19 protein-coding genes are annotated in these 19,850 nt (G+C 72.8%); 5 read left to right on the plus strand and 14 right to left on the minus strand.

Annotated elements, in window-relative coordinates:
* Positions 1 to 33: 33 nt before the first annotated feature.
* The 4 genes from FHS22_RS22715 to FHS22_RS22730 form a co-directional block, all read right to left on the minus strand.
* On the minus strand, positions 34 to 1,245 hold the full coding sequence (locus FHS22_RS22715) for a cytochrome P450 (RefSeq protein ID WP_184944603.1): 1,212 nt from the start codon (positions 1,243 to 1,245) through the stop codon (positions 34 to 36).
* Positions 1,246 to 1,427: 182 nt separating this feature from the next.
* Positions 1,428 to 2,684: a hypothetical protein gene (locus tag FHS22_RS22720; RefSeq protein ID WP_184944605.1), complete on the minus strand. Its 1,257-nt coding sequence runs from the start codon at positions 2,682 to 2,684 to the stop codon at positions 1,428 to 1,430.
* Positions 2,681 to 3,253: a SigE family RNA polymerase sigma factor gene (locus FHS22_RS22725; RefSeq protein ID WP_184944778.1), complete on the minus strand. Its 573-nt coding sequence runs from the start codon at positions 3,251 to 3,253 to the stop codon at positions 2,681 to 2,683. Before FHS22_RS22725 ends, FHS22_RS22720 begins: the two co-directional genes overlap by 4 nt.
* A 118-nt stretch (positions 3,254 to 3,371) precedes the next feature.
* The gene (locus tag FHS22_RS22730; RefSeq protein WP_184944607.1) at positions 3,372 to 3,977 is read right to left on the minus strand and encodes a TetR/AcrR family transcriptional regulator; all 606 of its coding nucleotides are present in this window, start codon (positions 3,975 to 3,977) and stop codon (positions 3,372 to 3,374) included.
* A gap of 85 nt (positions 3,978 to 4,062) precedes the next feature.
* On the opposite strand from FHS22_RS22730, the gene FHS22_RS22735 reads away from it, so the two are divergent.
* On the plus strand, positions 4,063 to 4,875 hold the full coding sequence (locus FHS22_RS22735; RefSeq protein ID WP_184944608.1) for an SDR family NAD(P)-dependent oxidoreductase: 813 nt from the start codon (positions 4,063 to 4,065) through the stop codon (positions 4,873 to 4,875).
* Between the two features lie 67 nt (positions 4,876 to 4,942).
* On the opposite strand, the gene FHS22_RS22740 is transcribed toward FHS22_RS22735, so the two are convergent.
* Both FHS22_RS22740 and FHS22_RS22745 read right to left on the minus strand, forming a co-directional pair.
* Entirely contained in the window at positions 4,943 to 5,857 is a 915-nt protein-coding gene (locus FHS22_RS22740; RefSeq protein WP_184944610.1) for a LysR family transcriptional regulator, read from the minus strand.
* A 90-nt stretch (positions 5,858 to 5,947) separates the two neighbouring features.
* Positions 5,948 to 7,306, minus strand: a complete 1,359-nt coding sequence (locus FHS22_RS22745) for a serine hydrolase (RefSeq protein WP_184944612.1) — start codon at positions 7,304 to 7,306, stop codon at positions 5,948 to 5,950.
* A gap of 203 nt (positions 7,307 to 7,509) precedes the next feature.
* On the opposite strand from FHS22_RS22745, the gene FHS22_RS39325 reads away from it, so the two are divergent.
* Together FHS22_RS39325 and FHS22_RS22755 are read left to right on the plus strand one after the other, a co-directional pair.
* Positions 7,510 to 9,276, plus strand: coding sequence for an ATP-binding protein (locus FHS22_RS39325; protein ID WP_184944614.1), 1,767 nt, complete (start codon positions 7,510 to 7,512; stop codon positions 9,274 to 9,276).
* 58 nt (positions 9,277 to 9,334) lie between these two features.
* Positions 9,335 to 9,988: a response regulator transcription factor gene (locus tag FHS22_RS22755; RefSeq protein WP_338047888.1), complete on the plus strand. Its 654-nt coding sequence runs from the start codon at positions 9,335 to 9,337 to the stop codon at positions 9,986 to 9,988.
* Positions 9,989 to 10,063: 75 nt separating this feature from the next.
* Here FHS22_RS22755 and FHS22_RS22760 read toward each other — a convergent pair whose 3' ends face one another.
* Entirely contained in the window at positions 10,064 to 10,708 is a 645-nt protein-coding gene (locus FHS22_RS22760; RefSeq protein ID WP_184944618.1) for a TetR/AcrR family transcriptional regulator, read from the minus strand.
* Positions 10,709 to 10,792: 84 nt separating this feature from the next.
* On the opposite strand from FHS22_RS22760, the gene FHS22_RS22765 reads away from it, so the two are divergent.
* The gene (locus FHS22_RS22765; RefSeq protein WP_184944619.1) at positions 10,793 to 11,074 is read left to right on the plus strand and encodes a hypothetical protein; all 282 of its coding nucleotides are present in this window, start codon (positions 10,793 to 10,795) and stop codon (positions 11,072 to 11,074) included.
* A 75-nt stretch (positions 11,075 to 11,149) separates the two neighbouring features.
* The gene (locus FHS22_RS22770) at positions 11,150 to 12,112 is read left to right on the plus strand and encodes an RNA polymerase sigma factor (RefSeq protein WP_338047889.1); all 963 of its coding nucleotides are present in this window, start codon (positions 11,150 to 11,152) and stop codon (positions 12,110 to 12,112) included.
* Between the two features lie 99 nt (positions 12,113 to 12,211).
* Here FHS22_RS22770 and FHS22_RS22775 read toward each other — a convergent pair whose 3' ends face one another.
* The 7 genes from FHS22_RS22775 to FHS22_RS22805 form a co-directional block, all read right to left on the minus strand.
* Positions 12,212 to 13,393, minus strand: coding sequence for a glycine C-acetyltransferase (locus FHS22_RS22775; protein ID WP_184944781.1), 1,182 nt, complete (start codon positions 13,391 to 13,393; stop codon positions 12,212 to 12,214).
* Entirely contained in the window at positions 13,393 to 14,421 is a 1,029-nt protein-coding gene (gene tdh, locus FHS22_RS22780) for an L-threonine 3-dehydrogenase (RefSeq protein ID WP_184944621.1), read from the minus strand. The genes FHS22_RS22775 and tdh overlap by 1 nt, the downstream gene beginning before the upstream one ends.
* Before the next feature lie 72 nt (positions 14,422 to 14,493).
* Positions 14,494 to 14,982, minus strand: a complete 489-nt coding sequence (locus FHS22_RS22785; protein ID WP_184944623.1) for a hypothetical protein — start codon at positions 14,980 to 14,982, stop codon at positions 14,494 to 14,496.
* 96 nt (positions 14,983 to 15,078) lie between these two features.
* Entirely contained in the window at positions 15,079 to 16,605 is a 1,527-nt protein-coding gene (locus FHS22_RS22790) for a cellulase family glycosylhydrolase (RefSeq protein ID WP_338047890.1), read from the minus strand.
* 382 nt (positions 16,606 to 16,987) lie between these two features.
* A complete protein-coding gene (locus FHS22_RS22795; RefSeq protein WP_184944625.1) occupies positions 16,988 to 18,082 on the minus strand; it encodes an SPFH domain-containing protein in 1,095 nt (364 codons plus the stop codon).
* A 3-nt stretch (positions 18,083 to 18,085) separates the two neighbouring features.
* On the minus strand, positions 18,086 to 18,520 hold the full coding sequence (locus FHS22_RS22800) for an NfeD family protein (protein ID WP_184944627.1): 435 nt from the start codon (positions 18,518 to 18,520) through the stop codon (positions 18,086 to 18,088).
* Positions 18,521 to 18,657: 137 nt separating this feature from the next.
* Positions 18,658 to 19,824, minus strand: a complete 1,167-nt coding sequence (locus FHS22_RS22805; protein ID WP_184944628.1) for a L,D-transpeptidase — start codon at positions 19,822 to 19,824, stop codon at positions 18,658 to 18,660.
* Between the last annotated feature and the right edge of the window lie 26 nt (positions 19,825 to 19,850).

Raw genomic sequence — 19,850 nt, forward strand, 5'->3', positions numbered from 1 at the left:
GGAGGCCGGTCCGGCCGTCCTGGCCGGCGCCCGTCACCGCCGCGGGTGGAAGCGGACCGGCATGTGCTTGATGCCGTTGATGAAGTCCGAGCGCATGCGCCGGGGCGGGGCGGTGAGCTCGGCGGAGGGGAACCGGCGGAGCAGCTCGCGGAGCATCGCGGTGATCTGGGCGCGGGCCAGCCCGGCGCCCAGGCAGAAGTGGGCGCCCCCGCCGCCGAAGGTCACGTGCTCGTTGGGGGTGCGGCGGATGTCGAGGGTCAGCGGGTCGGTGAAGACCTCCTCGTCGTAGTTGGCCGAGGCGTAGTAGGTGACGACCTTCTCGCCCTCGGCGATCCTCTGGCCGTGCAGCTCGGTGTCGCGCAGCGCCGTACGGCGGAAGTTCTGGATCGAGGAGCCCCAGCGCAGGAACTCCTCGGTGGCCGAGCGCCACAGGTCGTCGTCGCCGGGGTTCGCGGCCAGCTCGCGGTAGACGTCCGGGCGTTCGATCAGCGCCAGTACGGCGTGCGCGATCAGGTTGCGGGTGGTCTCGTTCCCGGCCACGGTCAGCATGACGAAGAAGGCGTCGATCTCCTCCCGGGTGAGCCGGTCGCCGTCGATCTCGGCCTGGACCAGCAGGGTGAGGATGTCGTCGCGGGGGTGCGCGCGCCGCTGCTCGACCAGCTTGTCGCAGTAGAGGAACATCTCCCCTCCGGCGATGTCGCCGTCGCCGGGGGCGGCGGGGAAGTCGGGGTCCTGGAAGCCGATCATCTGGTTGGACCAGTCGAAGACCTGCTGCCGGTCGGACTCGGGCACGCCGACCATCTCGCAGATCGTCTGGAGCGGGAGGTGCTGGGCCACGTCGGTGACGAACTCGACCTCCCCGCCCTTGTCCGCCACGGCGTCGGCGATCCGCGCGGCGCGGGCCCGGATGCCCTCCCCGAGCTTCCCGATCATGCGGGGGGTGAACCCGGAGCTGACCAGCCTGCGGTAGCGGGTCTGCCGGGGCGGGTCCATGTTGAGCAGCATCAGCCGCGCGACCGCCAGTTCCTCCGGCGCCGGCGTGCGGATGAAGGTGCTCCCCGCCTCGGTCGACCAGGTGTGCTGGTCGCGGCTGACCGCGCGGACGTCGTGGTAGCGCGTGACGGCCCAGAAGCCCGTGTCGTCGGGCACGTCGTGCCAGTGGACCGGCGCCTCGCGGCGCAGATACGCGAACTGGTCGTGCGGGACCTCCCGGGCCCAGGTGTCCTCCAGCAGATCGATCCGCATGTCGGTGCCTCCTCCTTGTGCGCCCCGCCGGACGGCGGGGCCGGGGCCTCGTCAGGGGCCCGGCCCCGCACCGCTTCCGAGCCTGCGGAGCGGTCCGCCTCATGGAGTGTCGGAGTTCCTATGGGCGTACCTCCCGATATCTCATGGCGTTCGCCGTACGTAAAGCGGTCCTCCGGGGAACGTCACTCATCGATCCTCGCGAGGTCGATGATCACGTACTCGTCCTCGACCGGGTAGGCCACCAGGCGGCCGTCGGTCGCACCGGGGATCACGCTGATCATCCCGCCGTCGGCGTCGGGCCGCAGTCCCAGGTCGCCGGACCTGCCGGTGGCCAGGTCGAGGAGGTACTGGCCGCCGGGCGGCCGGGGGAGGTGCACGGCGTGGAAGCGGTCGGCGGCCAGTCCTTCGAGGAACGGCTGACCGGGGATCTCGCGTTCCCGGGAGCCGTCGCGCAGCCGGAAGAAGGTGGACCTGCCGTCGGGCCTCGTGCCGATGCACGTCGTCACGCCGCATCTCACGTTGCGCTCGCCGGGCCGGACGACCGCCTCGTCCATGTCGCCGTTCTCGGCGTTGAACAACTCCCTGAACACGGCCGCGCCGTCCGGCGCGTACCTGCCCGGCGTGCCCACCCAGGGCCAGCGCACGATGTGGTGGCGGTCGGCCCCCTGCACCGGCTCCATGGTCCCGCCCCCGAGAGGAACCGTGAAGACGCCGCCCCGCTCAAGGGAGAAGGCCAGCTTGCCGCCGGTCACGACGAGCCGGTCGGCGCCTCCCTTCAGGGTGCGGTCCATGCGGATGGCCGTGGGCTCGCCGCCTCCGACCGGGATCGACCAGAACTTCGTGGTCCTGGGCGCCGTGTTCTCGTCGCCGTCGGCCTCGTCGATCGTCTGCCAGACGATCAGCCCGTCACCCACCGTGTACTTGGAGGCGAACACCCCCTTCGGCGTGCGGATGTCGGCGAGCTTGCGGACCCGGTGGCTCTCCAGGTCGTAGGAGTAGATCGCGTTGGCCTTCTCGAAGCTCTTCCAGGCCTCCAGGAGCAGCGTGTGGTCGTCGATGAACGCCTGCGGCTGGAACTTCCGCCCGCCGGGCAGCTCGGCCGGGATTTTCCAGAGCGCCTCCGGCCAGACCTTCTCCACCGGATCGGGCACCTCGGCCACCGGTTCGTCGGAGGGGGACGGCGTCCCGGGGGTGCTCTCGGCGCTCGGCGCCGGGGGCGGGTTCGCCGCGGGATCCACGGTGCCGGTGCCGCGCACGGCGATCCCGGCCCCGCCCGCCACCAGCACGACGACGGCGGCGGCGACCAGGGCCTGCGCGTGCACCCTGCGTCGCCGGGAGCGGGTCACGACGCGCGCCGACAGAGTGCCCGGGGCCCGCGGAGCGTGTTCGGCGGCGTGGCCGAGGGCCGTGCGGAGGTGGTCTTCCAGGTGGTCGTTCATCGGGTCCTCCCGCCGGTGGTTGTCGGATTCGGTGCGCCGGGGCCGGTCGAGCCCGCCGGGCCGGGACCGGCAGGGCCCGCCGTGCCGGTCCCGGCCGGGTCCGGTACGGCCGAGCGGAGCCTGCCCAGTCCGAGGGACGCGTGGCTGCGGACGGTGCCCCGGGAGACGCCGAGCACCCCGGCGATCTCCTCGTCGGTGAGCTGCTCGTAGTAGCGCAGGACGAGCACGGCCCGCTGCTTGCGGGGCAGGGCCCCGAGGGCCTGCCAGAGCTCCTGTTCGACGCCGGAGGGGAGCGTGTCCAGGTGGGAGCCCTCCGGCAGGTCCCAGACGAGCCGCTCACGGCGGCGCAGCCGCCAGGCGCTGACGTGCAGCCGGGCCATCGTCGTCCGGGCGTAGCTCTCCGGATCGTGCTTGCGGTGCACCCGCGGCCAGGCGCGGTGCAGCCGGATCAGCGTCTCCTGGGTGAGGTCCGCCGCGTCGTGCGGGTTGCCGCTGAGCACGTAGCCGTAGCGCAGCAGCGCGTCGGCCCGCTCGGCGACGAAGTCCGCGAAGCGGGAGTCGTCGTCCACTACCTCCGCCTTCCTGAGTTCCGTCACCTCCCAGACGGGTTCAGGGGCGGAAGTGTTGAATCCGGTGGTCCACCCGTGTCACTTCTTGCGCCGGGCCCGCTCCTCCCGCCGCCTCGTCCTACGCCCTGCGGCGGTCCCGGTCCGCGGGCGGTGCGGCTATGCCGTGCATCAGCGTGTCGATCACGCGGGTGGCCAGCGCGTCGGGGCCGGGACCGGAGTCCCGGGCGGCGCCGTGCGCGGCCTCGGACAGCAGGGCGAGGTACGCCTGCCTGGCCCAGGTCGTGTCGGCGTCCGGACCGAGCAGCCCGGACTCCTTGGCCCGGGCGAAGACCGTCTCGCAGGCGGCCATCACCCCGGCGTGGACGGCCTGCGCCTGCGGGCTGAGCGGGACCGGGCGGGCCAGGGTGAAGCGCCATCCCGGCTTGATCTGCAGGATGTTCGCGGTGGCCTGGTGGAGGGCGACCAGAGGGGGCGCGGTGTGCGGGCGGGCGGCCTCGACGGCCTGCTCGAGCTCACGCCAGGCGGCGACCTCCATCGCCTCGATCAGTGCTTCGCGGCTGGCGAACCTGCGGTGGACGGTGGCCCGCGCCACGCCGGCCGCCTCGGCGATCTGCTCCATGGTGGCCGCCGGGTTGGCGCCGAGCAGGTCCTCGGCCGCTTTCATGATCGCCTTGATGCTGCGTTCCGCGTCTGCCCGCAGTGGTCTGCCGGTCGGGGTGCCCATACGGGAACGTTACACGGTGGTGCGGCTTCGCGAATAATTGAGACTTTATGTTGCATATATCGATTGATTTGATACTGTCAGTCTCATGAAGCTGCAGAACACCACAGCCCTGGTGACCGGTGCCTCCTCCGGCATCGGCGCCGAGTTCGCCCGCCGGCTGGCCGCCCGCGGATGCCACCTCGTGCTGGTCGCCCGCTCGTCGGCCGCCCTGGAAGCGCTGGCCGCAGAGGTGCGGAGCGCCCACGGGGTGCGGGCCGAGGTCGTGGTCCAGGACCTGTCCGCGCCCGACGCCGCCGCACGGGTCGCCGAGACGCTCGCCGCGCGGGGGATCACCGTCGACCTGCTGGTCAACAACGCGGGGTTCGGCACGGCGGGGCGGTTCGAGAGCATCGCGCCGGAGCGCGAGCACGAGGAGCTCATGGTCAACGTCGTGGCCCTGGTGGGGCTGACCCACGCGTTCGTGCCCGGCATGCTCGCACGCGGTTCCGGCGCGGTGGTGAACGTGGGCTCCACCGCGGGCTTCAACATCGCGCCCTACTTCGCGACGTACGGAGCCTCCAAGGCCTTCGTCCTGAACTTCAGCCTGGCCCTGTGGAGCGAGTTGCGCGGCACCGGGGTGAAGGTGCTGGCCGTCGCGCCCGGCCCGGTCGAGACGGCGTTCTTCGACAGGATCGGCACGCGGAAGGCGGCGATCGGGGCGAAGATGAACACGCCCGAGAAGGTCGTCACCTCGGCGCTGCGCGCGCTCGACCGCGACCGCGGCTACGTGGTGCCCGGCCGGAGCAACTTCGCGGTGGCCCACCTGATGCCGAGGCGGCCGCGCAAGCTCGTCGCGCTGATCGGCCGGATGGCCACCAGGCGGGTGGCCGACGAGCTCACCCCCAGCGCGGCGCGGTGACCTTCCCCGGGGCCGCCGCGACGCGCCGCATCGCCGGGCGCCCCGCGGGACGGGACGGCGGCTCCCGTCACGGCGGCGGGGGCCGGCGCAGCTCCGCGGCGGCCGCGCGGAGGGCGTCCAGCAGGGGGACGAGCAGGGGGTGGCGCTCGGCGCCGCGCCGTACCGCGGCGAAGACCCGGCGCTGGGGGCCCGCGACCGGGCAGACCACCACGCCGGACAGGTCCGTCCCGCGCAGCGCCAGGCGCGGCACCATGGCCACGCCCGCTCCCGCCGCGGCCAGCGCGACCACCGCGCTGAAGTCGTCGGAGGAGTGCGCGAACTCCGGGGTGAACCCCGCGTGCTCGCAGGCCAGGGCGATCACGTCATGGCAGGGGTTGCCGGGGTAGGGGCCGATCCACGTCTCGCCCGCCAGGTCCGCGACGGCGATCTCGCCGTCCACCAGGCGGTGCCCGCGAGGGAGGACGACGTCGAACGGCTCGGCGTAGAGCGGGATGCGGGACAGGCGGCGGTCGTCCTCGGCCGGGGCGCCGCGGTATTCGACGGCGACGGCGACGTCCACCTCGCCGTCCAGCACCATGGTGAGGCTCTGGTCGCCCTCGGCGTCCAGCACCCGCACCTGGATGCCCGGCTCCTTCTCCCGGAGCCCTGCCACCGCCGGGGCCACCACCAGGCCGATCGCGGTGGCGAACGAGGCGGCCTTCACCTCGCCCGCCGTACCGGTCGTGTAGGCGGCGATGTCGGCCCCGGCCCGTTCGAGCTGGGCCAGGACCTCGTTGGCGTGGCCGAGCAGGATGCGGCCCACGGCGGTGAGCCGGACGCCCCGGGCGTCGCGCTCCAGCAGCTTGTGGCCGACCTCGTGCTCCAGGGCGAGGAGCTGCTGGGAGACGGCGGAGGGGGTGAGGTGCAGCGCGGCGGCCGCGGCGGTGACCGTCCGGTGGTCGGCCACCGCGCGCAGTGTCCTCAGCCGCCGCGTGTCAATCACCTCTTCATTGTCTTCCAGTTCACCGTCTTCCCGTTCACCGTCTTCCGGCGCCCGGACCGCGGAGGCCGTGCCGCCCGGACGGCGGGCCGGTCAGCGGACCAGGCCGAACCCGCCCCTGCTGAGGGAGATCATCTCGGCGGCGGCGGCGGTCTCGTCGAGGGGGGCGCGGCTGTCGCTCGCCAGCGTGGTGACGACGTACGTCCGCCCCTTGGCGGTGCGCCCCAGGAAGGCCATGGCGAGCACGCCCGCCTCGGAGCCGCCCTTGTACCAGACGGACGGCCAGGCGCCGGGGTCGAGGCGGAGCCCGGCGTCGTTGGCCGACATCACGTCGTGGAGCTTGTCGCTGTTCAGCTTGAGCAGGCCGGCGTAGGCGCGGCAGACGTCGCGCGGGGAGCCGAACCACTCGATGCTGTCGATCTTCCGGGGGCCCTTCCACGTCGAGTAGTCGGCCTCCGAGAGCGGGAGCCCGGCGACGGTGCCCTTGAGGTAGGCGCGGCGGCCCTCGGTGCCGCGCGCCAGGTAGGCGCGGGCGTGCCGGGGGTAGTCGACGGTCTTCAGCAGGAACCACTCACGGGTGGTGAGGAAGGGGATGTTCCGCTCGGCGTGGTCCGACCACTGGCGGACCTTCTTCTCCACGGCCTTGCGCCCGACCGTCTGGATGAGGAGGTCGGTGGCGGTGTTGTCGCTGATGGAGATCATCAGCTTGGCCGCCTCGTGGACCGTGACGGTGCTGTTGTCCGGGCGGACGCCCAGGCCGTCCTGGGCGGGCAGCTTCACCTCGGGCGTGACGGTGAGCTTGGTGCCCCAGCTCAGCTTGCCCGCGCGGACCTTCTCGGCCACCGCGCCCAGCACGTAGAGCTTGAAGATCGAGCCCAGCGGCCGGGGGGTGTCCGCCTTGACCGCGTGGACGGTCTCGCAGCGGCCCCGCGCGTCGATCTCGGCGGCGAGGAAACCGGTCGTGCGGGCGACCTTGCCGAGCCGGGCGTCGAGCTTGGCCCAGCTGGTGGGCGCGGACGGGATCGCCGGTGCCACCCCCACCCCTGCGATCCTCCCGTCGGCGTCCACGGCGAGCTGGAGGTCGAACTTCTGCCCGGCGAGGGTCGCCGTGCCGGTCAGGGAGGTGGGGGTGACCTGGGTCAGCGTGTCGAGCTTGAGCCCGGCCGTCTGCTTGAGGAAGCCGTTGAAGCCGTCGACGGTCACGTGCTTGAGGAACTCCGCGCTCAGGTGCTCCTCGATCTCGCTCGCGGCGAGCGGCGCCCGTCCGGAGGCCTCCAGGAACCAGCGGAGCTGCCGCCCGGCCGGGCTGTCGGGGATCTCGGGAGCGGCGGAGGCCCCCAGGGCGGCCTGAGTGGTCTGGGCGGTCTGGGCGGCGGCCGGGAGCGCGCCGCCCGCGCCCACCGCCAGGGGGGCGGTCACGGCGAGGGTCGCCAGTGCCAGAGCGCGTGTCATCCGGGGCCGAAGGTGCACGAGAATCTCCTCTGCGAGCTGCGGTACGCCGCCACCTGCACGGCGGCGGCCTCGATCTCCACGCTAGGGAGGGCGCCGGTGACGGGGTATGCGGAGGGCCGCCGCGTTCCCGGGTGCGGCCGTCCTCCCCGGATGTGCGGTCAACCTCATAGACGCCGGCCACCGAGGGGGACACACTGCCTTCCGTGATCTCCCCCACCTCGGCCCGCTTCCTCGCCGCGTCCATGGCGGCGGTGGCGGTCCTCGGGGCCGCCGCCGGGGCGGCGATGGAGACCGGGTTCCCGATGCCGCCCGGTCAGTGGGCGTTCACCGCCCTGGCCCTGCTCCTGCCCGCGCTGGGCTGGCTCGTCGCCGACCGGCGGCCCGGCAACCTGTACGGCTGGCTGCTCCTGGCGACCGCGGACTGCCTGGGCCTGGGCGCCCTCGGCGTCGGCCTCCTGATCGTGTCGGATTCCGGACGGCCCGTCCCGGTGACCGTTCTCGGTGTCCTGCTCGCCTCTCTTTTCGTCCCCTTCTACGGGCTCTCCTGGGTGTTCGTCCCGCTGTTCTTCCCGGACGGGCGGCTTCCCTCACGCCGCTGGCGCGTGGCGGCGTGGACCGCGGGGGTGGCGATCACCATGCACTGGCTGGGGGTGCTGCTGGCCTCGGACGAGGTCTACGTCATCTCGCCGATCGGCGGCCCCCTCGGGATCACCGGTCCGGGCGAGCTGGTCGTGGCCGGGCTGGGCGGGCTGGGCCAGCTCGCCACCTTCGCCGTGGCGCTGGTGGTGCTGGGCTCCCTCGTCGCGCGCACCCGGCGGAGCACCGGGGCCGAGCGCCGCCAGCTCCGCTGGATGACCGCCGGGCTCGCCGGCACCCTCGGCGGGTTCCTGCTCACCTCGGTCTTCCTCATCGTGGACTCGGCGGCGCTCTGGCTCGGCCTCGTGACGCTGCTCGGCGCGATGCCCGCCGCGATCGCGGCGGCCGTGTTCCGGCACAACCTGCTCGACATCCGGGTGGGCATCCGGGGCTCGCGGTTCTTCCTCGTCTTCGACCTGCGGCCCACGGTCGACGAGCTGCTGTCGGAGCTGGCGCCGGGCCTGGAGGAGGCGGAGCCCGGCGAGCAGCTCGGGCGGCTGGCGGGAGCCGTGCGGACGGCCCTGGACGCCAGGTGGGCGGCCGTCACGCTGGCGGACGGCACCCGGGTCGTGGCCGGATCGGAGGAGGGCGCGGCGGAGCTGACCGTCCCCGCCGGGCAGGGGCGCATCGCGTGCGGTCCGAAGGGAGCCGGACGGTTCACCGGCGACGACCGGCGGCTGCTGCGCGCGCTGGCCGTACCGGTCGGGCTGGCGATCCAGAGCGCGGGCCTGGCCGCGCGGCTGGTCAACGCGCAGGAGGCCGAGCGACGGCGGATCGAGCGCAACATCCACGACGGGGTGCAGCAGGAGATCGTCGCGCTCATCGCGGGCCTGGAGCTGGCCCGGGCCACCGGCGGGGACTCCGCGATGCTGGCGCTCCTGCGGGACCAGGCCCGGCAGACCCTGGACGACCTGAGGGAGCTGGCGGCGGGCATCCATCCGTCGGTGCTCAGCCAGGGCGGGCTGGCCGAGGCGCTGGAGGAGCGCTGCTCGCGCCTGCCGGTGGCCTCGACGGTGCACGTCGATCCGGAGGTGCGTGTGAGACGCTTTCCCGACGAGGTCGAAGGGGCGGTGTACTTCACGGTGAGCGAGGCGGTCGCCAACGCGCTCAAGCACGCCCGGGCCTCCGCCCTGGACGTACGGCTCGCGCTCGCCGGCGGGCGGCTGCAGGTCGAGGTCGCCGACGACGGGGCGGGGTTCGACCCGGCGACGGCCGTCCGGCGGGGGCTCGTGGCCCTCGCCGACCGGATGGCCGCCCTCGGCGGCGGGCTGGACGTGGTGAGCGGCGAGGGGAAGGGGACGCGGGTGCGAGCCTGGGTGCCGGTCCATGACTGAGCCGGGCACGCCGCCGGAGGCGCGGCCGTCACCGGAGCAGCCGCAGAGGTTTCCGCGCGTGGTCGTCGCGGACGACCACTACCTCGTCCGCGAGGGCGTCCGGCGGTTGCTGGAGACGTCCGGGCAGGCCGTCGTCGCCGGAGCGGTGGGCACCGGCGACGAGCTGCTGGACGCCGTGCGCAGGCTCCGGCCGGAGGTGGTCATCACCGATATCCGCATGCCGGGGGGCTCCTTCCGGCCGGGCTTCGAGGGCATCGACGCGGCCCACCGGATCCGCGCCGAGCACCCGGCGGTCGGCGTCGTGGTGCTCTCCCAGTTCTCCGACGCGCTCTACGCCTTCGAGGTGTTCAAACACGGCACCGAGGGCTTCGCCTACCTGCTGAAGGACCGCGTCGGCGATCTGGAGGAGCTGCTCGGCGCCGTGCGGGCGGTGGCCGGGGGCGGCTCGGTCATCGACCCCAAGGTCGTGGAGGGCCTGCTGGCCCGCCGCGCCGTACGGGGCGGCCGGGGAGAGGAGCTGACCCCGCGGGAGCGCGACGTGCTGCGGGAGATGGCCCGCGGCAGGTCCAACGGCGGCATCGCGCGGGCGCTCCACCTGTCGGTCTCGGCCGTGGAGAAGAACGTCAACTCGATCTTCATGAAGCTGGAGCTGGAGAACAGCCCCGACACCCACCGGCGCGTGGCGGCGGTCCTGGCCTACCTCGGCACGTAGGAGGGGCCGCCGGGACGCGCTCCCCCACCGGCCCCGCGCCGCCCGGCGGGGCGTACGGACCGTCCCCGCCGGGCGTCATCCGGCCGGGCGGACGGCGTAGTCCCCGAGCGAGGGCTCCAGGGCGTCGAAGGCGGTGCCGATGTAGCCGGTGAGAGCCGCCGCTATCTCCTCGTTGCGCTGCCCTCCGACGGTGCGCCGGAGCGTCTCGTCGAACAGCAGCCGGTGGACGCCGCCCAGCTGGGCGGCGGCCACCCTGGGCAGGATGTCGCCGGGTCCGGCCGCCGTCTCCTCGGCGAGCACGTCGGCCAGCGCCTTCTCGCGCTCGTCGTGGAACTCCCGCAGCCGGGCGGTCAGCGCGGGACTGCCGACGATCATGCGGGCGAACTCGGGGCCGGAGAAGCCGATGACCGGGCTGTGCTCGGCGACCGCGGCGAGGTAGGCGCGGCGCAGCGCGGCCAGCGCCGACTCGCCGGCCCCTCTTGCGCGGACGGTCCCGGCCAGGGACCGCACGAACACCTCGCTCAGGTCGAGGGCGAGGTCCTCCTTGCGGGGGAAGTAGTTGGTGACCGTCATCTTGGCCACCTGCGCGGCCGCCGCCACGTCGGCGATCGTCACCCTGTCGAATCCGCGCTCAAGGAACAGCCGGGTGGCCTGGTGGGAGATGTTCTCCCTGGTCTGCTGCTTCTTCAGCTCTCTGAGACCCGTCGTCTGCGTGCTCATGGCCCCACCTTACATCGAATCGACCTAAATTTAGTGTTGACATGATTCTAGGTTTGACCTAAATTTAGGTCAGACAAACGAGCAGTGACCGAAGGGACCGCCGACATGGCCGAGCGCACCACCAGCACCACCAGCACCGCCCGCGTCGCGGAGCAGATCCGCCGGGCCGTCGGCCTCGGACCGGACGCCCTGCGACCCGAGGCCAGGCCCGCCGCGCTCCCGTCCGCGCGGGTGCCCGCCGCCGCGCCGCAGCCCGGAAACCGCTCCGCCCGTGCGGCGGGCGGGCGCGACCACCGCCTCACGGGCACGCGGCGGGGGAACCCCGTCCCGGCGCACCGCCCCCGCCGCGTGCCCGGCCGCGGCTGACCGTCCCCGGCGCCGGGAATCGAACTCCGCCTCCCGGCGTTCCCGCCAACCCGTATCCGGTGAAAGGACCTGCCTTTGAGCGCCACCGCCCTCGTCTCCCGCCCCTCCCGCCACGTGAACGGAGCCGTCGACGCCGACCAGGTGAAGGACTACCTCAGGCAGATCGGGCGCACCCCGCTGCTGACCGCCGAGCAGGAAGTGGAGCTGGGGGAGCGCATCGAGGCCGGGAGACTCGCCCGGGAGCGCCTCGACGCCGGGGGCGGCCCGCTCACCCCGGCGGAGCGGCGCGAGCTGGAGCGGCTGGCCGCCGACGGCCGCCGGGCCAGGGAGCACATGGTCGAGGCCAACCTGCGGCTGGTCGTCTCGATCGCCAGGAGATACGCCGCCTCCGGCGGGATGCCGCTGCTGGACCTCGTCCAGGAGGGCACCATCGGCATGATGCGCGCGGTGGAGAAGTTCGACCACCGGCGCGGGCTGAAGTTCTCCACCTACGCCACCTGGTGGATCAAGCAGGCGGTCGGCCGCGCGCTGGCCGACCAGAGCCGGACGGTCCGCCTCCCCTCGCACGTGGTCGAGGTCCTCAACCGGGTGACCCGCGCCCAGCGGGCGATGCTGCAGACGCTGGGCCGGGACGCCACCCCGGAGGAACTGGCCGCCGAGCTCGGTCTGACCCCCGAGAAGGTGGAGCAGGTGCTGAGCCACGCCCGCGAGCCGGTCTCGCTGCACGTCGGGATCGGGGACGACGGCGGCACCGAGCTGGGCGACCTCATCGAGGACGACGCGCCGGACCCGGCCGACGCGGTCGCCGCCTCGCTGCTCGGCGGTCAGCTGGACGCGGTGCTGCGGACCCTGACGGAGCGGGAGGCGGGTGTGATCTCACTCAGGTTCGGCCTGGAGGACGGCGAGACCAAGACCCTCGACGAGATCGGCAGGAGGTTCGGCGTGACCCGCGAGCGCATCCGCCAGATCGAGTCCGCGGGCATGCGCAAGCTCCGGCACCCCTCCCGCTCCCGCGCCCTCGCCGGGCTCCTGTCCTGATCCGCGCAGGGCGGCCCTGCCGAGCCGTGCAGGGCCGCCCTGCGCGCCTCGTCCTTCCGGGGCCCGGGCCGCCCCCGCGCGGCTCCACGGGCCGGCGGCTCAGCCCCGGGCGGAGACGAAGGCCTCCACCGCGCGGTCGACGTCCTCGGTGGAGTGCGCGGCCGAGAGCTGCACGCGGATGCGGGCCTGGCCGTGCGGGACCACCGGGTAGGAGAAGCCGATCACGTAGATGCCCTGTTCGAGCAGGCGCTCGGCCATCGCGCCCGCCTCCGCCGCGTCGCCGATCATCACCGGGACGATGGGGTGGTCGCCGGGCAGGATGTCGAAGCCCGCCTCGGTCATCCTCGTGCGGAACCGCGCGGTGTTGGCGCGCAGCCGTTCGCGGGCCTCGCCGGACCCGCTGACCAGGTCCAGGACGCGCAGCGAGGCGGCGGCGATCACCGGGGCGAGCGAGTTGGAGAACAGGTAGGGGCGCGAGCGCTGGCGGAGCAGCTCGCAGATCTCCCTGCGGGCCGCGGTGTAGCCGCCGCTCGCCCCGCCGAGCGCCTTGCCGAGCGTGCCGGTGATGATGTCCACCCGGTCGCGCACGCCGTACAGCTCGGGGGTGCCCGCGCCGCCCTCGCCGACGAAGCCGACCGCGTGCGAGTCGTCGACCATGACCATGGCGCCGTAGCGCTCGGCCAGGTCGCAGATCTCGTCCAGCGGGGCGAGGTGGCCGTCCATGGAGAACACGCCGTCGGTGACGACCAGCTTGCGCCGGGCGCCGTCGGCCTCCTTGAGCCGGGCCTCCAGTTCGGCCATGTCGCGGTTGGCGTAGCGCAGGCGGCGGGCCTTGCACAGCCGGATGCCGTCGATGATGCTCGCGTGGTTGAGCGCGTCGGAGATCACCGCGTCGCGGTCGTCGAGCAGCGTCTCGAACACCCCGCCGTTGGCGTCGAAGCAGGAGCTGTACAGGACGGTGTCCTCCTGGCCGAGGAAGGCCGACAGCCGCGCCTCCAGCTCCTTGTGCACCTCCTGGGTGCCGCAGATGAACCGGACCGAGGCCATGCCGTAGCCCCAGCGGTCCAGCGCCTCCCGGGCGGCGGCCAGCACCTCGGGGTGGTCGGCCAGGCCCAGGTAGTTGTTGGCGCAGAAGTTCAGCACCTCGCGGGGCCCGCCCGCGGCGGAGACGGCGATGCCGGCGCGCTGCGGGGTGGTGATGACCCGCTCGGGCTTGAGCAGGCCGGCCGAGGCGATCTCACCGAGGGCGGCGCGCAGGTCGTCGCGGACGTTGTCGAACATCAGGCGGTCCAATCCATAATGATCTTTCCGGTCCTGCCGCTCGCCGCGGTGTCGAAGGCCGCGTCGAAGTCACGGTAGGAGAAGCGGTCGGTGATGACGGGGGAGAGGTCGAGACCCTTCTCCAGCAGGACCGACATGGCGTACCACGTCTCGAACATCTCCCGCCCGTAGATCCCCTTGATGGTGATCATCGAGGTCACGATCGTCGCGAAGTCGACCGCGAACTCCTCGGCGGGCAGTCCCAGCATGGCGATCTTCCCGCCGTGCGTCATGCTCGCGATCATGTCGCGGAGCGCCTGCGGGTGCCCGGACATCTCCAGGCCCACGTCGAAGCCCTCGCGCATGCCGAGCCGCGCCATGCCGTCGGCGATGGTGGTCTCCGCCACGTTCAGCGCCAGGCTGACCCCGAGCTTGCCGGCGATGGCCAGGCGCTCGGGGCTGAGGTCGGTTACGACCACGTTGCGCGCGCCGACGTGGGCGGCGACGGCCGCGGCCATCAGCCCGATCGGCCCGGCGCCGGTGATCAGGACGTCCTCGCCGACCATCGGGAACGACAGGGCGGTGTGCACGGCGTTGCCGAACGGGTCGAAGACCGCCGCGATGTCCGGGTCCACCGGCGCCCGGTGCACCCAGACGTTGGAGGCGGGCAGCGTCACGTACTCGGCGAAGGCGCCGTCGCGGTTCACGCCGAGACCGATCGTGTTGCGGCACAGGTGCCGCCGCCCGGCCATGCAGTTGCGGCACTTGCCGCAGACGATGTGCCCCTCCCCGCTGACCAGGTCGCCGACCGCGATGTCCTCGACCCCCGGGGGCACCTCCACGACCTCGCCGCAGAACTCGTGCCCCACGATGAGCGGGAGCTCCAGGGTCTGCCGGGCCCACGCGTCGAAGTTCCGGATGTGCAGGTCGGTGCCGCAGATCCCGGTGCGCAGCACCCTGATCAGCACCTCGCCCGGCTCCGGCCGCGGCTCCGGCACGTCCGTCAGCCACAGGCCGGGTTCGGCCCTCTCCTTGACCAGCGCCTTCATCGGAAATCCCCCCTCGGATACGACCTTACGCACTGTGCCCGGTCATCTCCGAAGGTGTCCATCGCGGTTTTCTTAACCCGGGCGACAGCCTGGCTTCACGCCGGGGCGGCGGCCGTGCCGTACGGCCATGAGCAGCACGGCCGGGACGACGAAGTCGATGTAGTCCAGTCCGCTGGACCCGATGGTGATCGCACCGCCGAAGACGTAGAGGAACAGGATGATGATGATCATTGGCAGGGCGATGTTCACGATGAGGGCGTCGGGGGTGCGTACCTCGTGGCGGATCCCGCTCCCGCCCTCCGCGCTCGCGGACAGGGCGGCGCCGGCGCGGGGCACGTCCTCGGACCGGGCCAGGCGCAGCTCCAGCCGGTCGGCGCCCACCTGGCGCTTGAGCGCGGCCGGGGTGTCGTCGGCGACGACCCGGCCGCCGTGGATCACCGCGATGCGGTCGGCGAGGAAGAGGATCCGGGGGGCGGCCACCATGCTCGCGGCGAGATCGAGCCGGCGCGCGTAGGACGGGCTCCGGCCGCCCGCGGTCTGCGGGGGATCGACGGGAAGCACGAAGGCCCCTCCCGGGGGAGGGGCCTTCTCTGTGAAGCGGCCCGGAGGGCCGGACCGGCCGGTGGGGGGAAGAGGGGGTGGGCCGGTGGGGGAGGGTCAGCTCGTGGGGAAGACGTCCGCGGTGCGGATGCGGTCGCGGATGTAGACGCCGGACTGGTTGAGCACCCCGGTGCCGGCGTAGGTGCCGCCCGAGCAGGTGCCGGGCTTGAAGGCGGCGCTGCTCTCACCGGCGTCGGAGTAGGTCCAGTTGGCGTAACCGATCTTCAGCTGGTCCAGCATGTCGAGCCAGGCGGCGGTGCCGGCGAGGTCGACCTCGCCGTTCCCGCTGGCGGTCACCGTGCCGAACTCGGAGACGAACAGCGGCAGCTTCTCGGCCGCCCGGCTCACCACGTGCCGGTAGTTGTCCTTGTGCGAGGCGGCGTAGAAGTGGAAGGCGTACATGATGTTCTCGGCCTTGACCGGGTTGTTGACGATCTCGGTCTCGTTGGAGCCCTCCGAGACGCCCAGCGACGACCAGGCCCGGGTGCCGACGATGATCACGGCGTCCGGGTCCGCCGCCCGGATCACCGGGATGACCTGCTCGGCGTAGCTCTTGATCGACGCCCAGCTCACCCCGTTGGGCTCGTTGGCGATCTCGTAGATGACGTTGTCCTTACCCGCGTTGCGGGCGGCGACCGAGGCGAAGAAGGTCTTCGCGCGGGCCAGGTTGTGGTTGGGGTCGCCCGGCGTCAGCGTGTGGAAGTCGATGATCGAGTACAGGCCGCGCGCGGTGGCCATGTCGACGTACTTGTTCACCTGCTCGGTGAAGGCGGCCGGGTTGGTCTCGTACCCGCCCTCCTGCACGTACATCGAGATCCGGAAGAGGTCGGCCTTCCAGTCGCCGGCCAGCGCGTCCAGCGAGGCGTCGTTGTAGCACTTGGCGAACCACTGGATGCCGTGGGTGCTCATGCCGCGCAGCTGGATCGGGCGGTTGTACCGGTTGCACAGGTGGACGCCGCAGACGTGCAGCTTGCCGTTGATCCCGACGGGGGTACCGGTGGCGGGGGGCTTCGTGGCGGTCGGCGTCGGTGTCGGGGTGGCCGTCCGGGTGGGCGTGGGGGTGGGCGTGGCCGTCCGGGTCGCGGTGGGGCTGGGCGTCGGCGTGGCCGTCCGGGTGGGGGTGGGCGTGGGGGTGGGCGGCGCGGGCGGCCTGGTGGCCGTGTCGCTGCAGGTGACGCCGTTGAGGGTGAACGTCGCCGGGATCGGGTTGCCGCCGGTCGTGCTTCCGATGAACCCGATGTGCGCCGACTCCCCGGTGGCCAGCGACTTGTTGTAGCCGACGTTGGCGGCGGTGACGGCGGTGCCGTTCTGCTCGTAGACCGCCGACCAGCCGTTCCCGACCTTCTGGCCGGAGCTCGGGAAGGAGAAGCCGAGCTTCCAGCCGTTGACGGGGGCGCCGAGGTTCTTGATGGCGATGTTGGCGCTGAAGCCGCCCTGCCAGCTGCTGGTGGTGTAGGTGACCGCGCAGCCGGCGGCGGTGGCCATGGCGTTCCCGGCCGGCATGGCCGCCAGCGAGCCCAGGGCGAGCGCGACGGTGGTGCCGATCCCCAGCAGTCCGCGGCGCGGACGCGCGAGAGGTTTCACGACGGTGGCCTTTCGTGTTCTGGTCCGGCCCCGGCGAGGAGGGACCGCGCCATGGTTTCCCGGGCGCACCGCCCCTCGCGGACCGTATGGGCAGGGGCCGTGGGAGGCCCCCGAGCGCTGCAAAGTTCGGAGGGGTTTCTACCAGTTCGATAGCCACGAGCAGCATTTGAATGGATATGGCCGATTGCCGATCCGGCGGCGGAGGATCCGCCGAGCCCGCTCTTGTCCCTGCTCACGCGCGGTCTCCCGGTACGGCGGGCCGCCGCCGGCGCGGATGAAAGTTTCATCGCGGGCGCGGCCGGGCGGGGCGGTACGGGACCGGGGAAGAGAACCGCCCCGCCGTACGGTGGACGGCGGGGCGGGAAGGCGGACCGGCGGGCGGTCAGGGGGCGGGGTTCCGCTGCTCCTGCCGGAGGTGCTCTTCCTGGAGGTGGGCGAGGGCGTCGGGGGTCACGGCGCCGGGGCCGAGCTGGCGAGGGCCGGTGGTGGGGTCGGCTTCGGCGGCCTCGGCGACCGCCTCGGCGGCGGCCTGCTGGGCCTCGGCGGCCTCCTTGGCGGCGGAGGAGTGCTCCTCCCGGGAGAGTTCGCGGGTGGCCGGGGACTGGGGCAGGGACTCGGTGAAGGCCTTGGAGACGCCCTGGAGGGCGGAGGTGACCTCGCTGGGGATGACCCAGAAGGTGTTGCCCTGGCCCTTGGCGAGTTCGGGAAGGACCTGGAGGTACTGGTAGGCCAGGAGCTTGGGGTCGGGGTCGTTGCGGTGCACGGCCTGGAAGACCTCGTCGATGGCCTGGGACTGGCCCTGGGCCTTGAGGATGGCGGCGCTGCGCTCTCCCTCGGCGCGCAGGATGGCGCTCTGCTTGTCGCCCTCGGCGGTGAGGATCTGCGACTGGCGCTGACCCTCGGCGTTGAGGATCGAGGCGCGCTTGTCCCGCTCGGCGCGCATCTGCTTCTCCATCGCGTCCTTGATGCTCTTCGGCGGGTCGATGGCCTTGATCTCGACCCGGTTGACCCGGATGCCCCACTTGCCGGTCGCCTCGTCGAGCACGCCCCGGAGCTGGCTGTTGATCGTGTCACGCGAGGTGAGCGTCATCTCCAGGTCCATGGAGCCGATGACGTTGCGCAGGGTGGTGACCGTGAGCTGCTCGATCGCCTGGATGTAGTTGGCGATCTCGTAGGCCGCCGCGCGCGGGTCGGTGACCTGGAAGTAGAGCACGGTGTCGATCTCGACGACGAGGTTGTCCTCGGTGATCACCGGCTGGGGGCGGAAGGAGACGACCTGCTCGCGCAGGTCGATCATGGGGTAGACCCGGTCGATGTAGGGGATCACGAAGTTGAGGCCGGGTTTGAGCGTGGTGTGGTACCGGCCGAGCCGCTCGACGTTCCTGGCCCGCGCCTGGGGCACGATCCGCACCGATTTCATGACCGTGAACACGGCGAACAGGACGATGAGCACCCCGACGATCAACAGCGGGTCCATGGGCTACTCCCTGGGATAGACGAGGGCGGTCGCGCCCTCGATCTCGATGACGTCGACGGCCGCCCCGGCCGGGATGACCAGCGTCTCGTCGTAGGCCCTGGCCGACCACTCCTCGCCGCCGAGCTTGATCCGGCCGTCCCGCCCGGTGACCTCGCTCGTCACGTAGGCGGTCTTCCCGACGAGGGCCTGCACGCCGAAGCGCTGGCCCGGCGGGGGCGGCCGGAGGTGCCGCCTGGCGATGGGCCTGACCACGACGATCCCGGCGGCGAGCGAGCCGGCGAAGACGATGAGCTGGAGCGGGACGGGCAGGCCGACCAGGGCGGCGAGGGAGGCGAACAGCGCCGCACCGCCGAGCAGGCCGAGGGCGGTGGTCAGCGTGAAGAGCTCGGCGACTCCCAGTGCCACGGCGAGAATCAGCCAGATGACCCAATCATCCATGCTCCGGCCCTCCTATCCGTGTAACGGGCCCGGCGTCCGCGAAGGTTCCCATCTCCACGGTATGTCGCCGTCGCCGTACCTGTCAGGGGCCGGACGCGGGCCTGGGGCGCCTTCCGGAGGGGGCGCGGGCCCGCGGGTCAGGAGTCGGCGGACCCGGAGTGCAGGGCGCTGCCCTTGAGCCAGTCGGCCCAGGACAGCTGCCAGTAGCCCCAGCCGTTGTCCCACTCCAGCTGGCGGTCGGTGCCCCGGATGATCACCGGGTCGCCGCGCAGCGCGTTCGTGTAGAACCAGGCGGCCTGGTCGGGGCGGGCGTTGATGCAGCCGTGGCTGACGTTGGTGCGGCCCTGCGCCCAGACGTTGTCCTTGGCGTGGATGTACTCGCCGCTGTCGGAGATCCGCACGGCGTGGTCGATCATCACGTCGTAGTAGCCGGGGTCGCCCTCGCGGCGGTTCGGGGAGACCATGCGGACCGGGTTGGCCTTGTCCATGGTCAGGTGGGCGCCGCTCGTGGTCGTGTACTCCCTGGTGGTGGCCATGCCCGCGCTGATGGCCATGCGCTGGACGACCTTGCCGTCCCGGCTGACCGTCATCCGGTGGGTCCGGGTGTCGATGGTGCTGATCTGCGCGCGCCCGACGGTGAAGCGCACGGCGTGGTCGGCGGTGCCGTACACGTCCTTGGCGGCGCGGACGCCGGACAGGTACGCGGTGAAGCCGACCTTCTCCCCGGCCGGCCAGTGGTGGCGGGGGCGGTAGATCGCCCGGGTCTCGCCCACCCAGCGCCAGGCGCCCTCGACCGCGCTGGAGGAGCGGACCTCCAGGGCCTTCTCGACGGCGGCCCGGTCGCGCACCGGCACGTCGAAGTCGACGATGATCGGCATGCCGACGCCCACGGTCTCGCCGGGCTCCGGGGTGACGGACACGATCCGGAAGGTCTGCTCGGGGGTGAAGGTGCGGAACCGGCCGGTGGTGCTCGCCCGGACGCCGTCCGCGTTGGTGGCGGTGGCGCTCACGGAGTAGTCCCGCCCGGGGGCCAGCGGCCGGTCGGAGCGCCATACGGTCCGGGTGGCGTCGAAGCGGCCCGGCACCGGGGCGTCGCCCGCGTAGGCGACCACCCCGGTCAGCACGCCCGACCCGGCCCGCACGGTCAGCCCCTGGCCGGTCGGGGCCTGCTCCGTCCCGGGTCGCGGCTCGATCCGGAGCACGGGCGCGGCCGTCCCCGCCCCCCGGTCGTCACCGGCCGGGGAGCAGCCCGCGAGGGCGAGCAGGAGGAGAAGGATCGTGAGAGGGCCCGCGGCGCGCCGCATCGGTTCCCGCCTTCGTGAGGTTCGCG

This window comes from Thiemannella venezuelensis (genome assembly GCF_014203605.1).
Lineage (GTDB): Bacteria > Actinomycetota > Actinomycetes > Streptosporangiales > Streptosporangiaceae > Planomonospora_A > Planomonospora_A venezuelensis.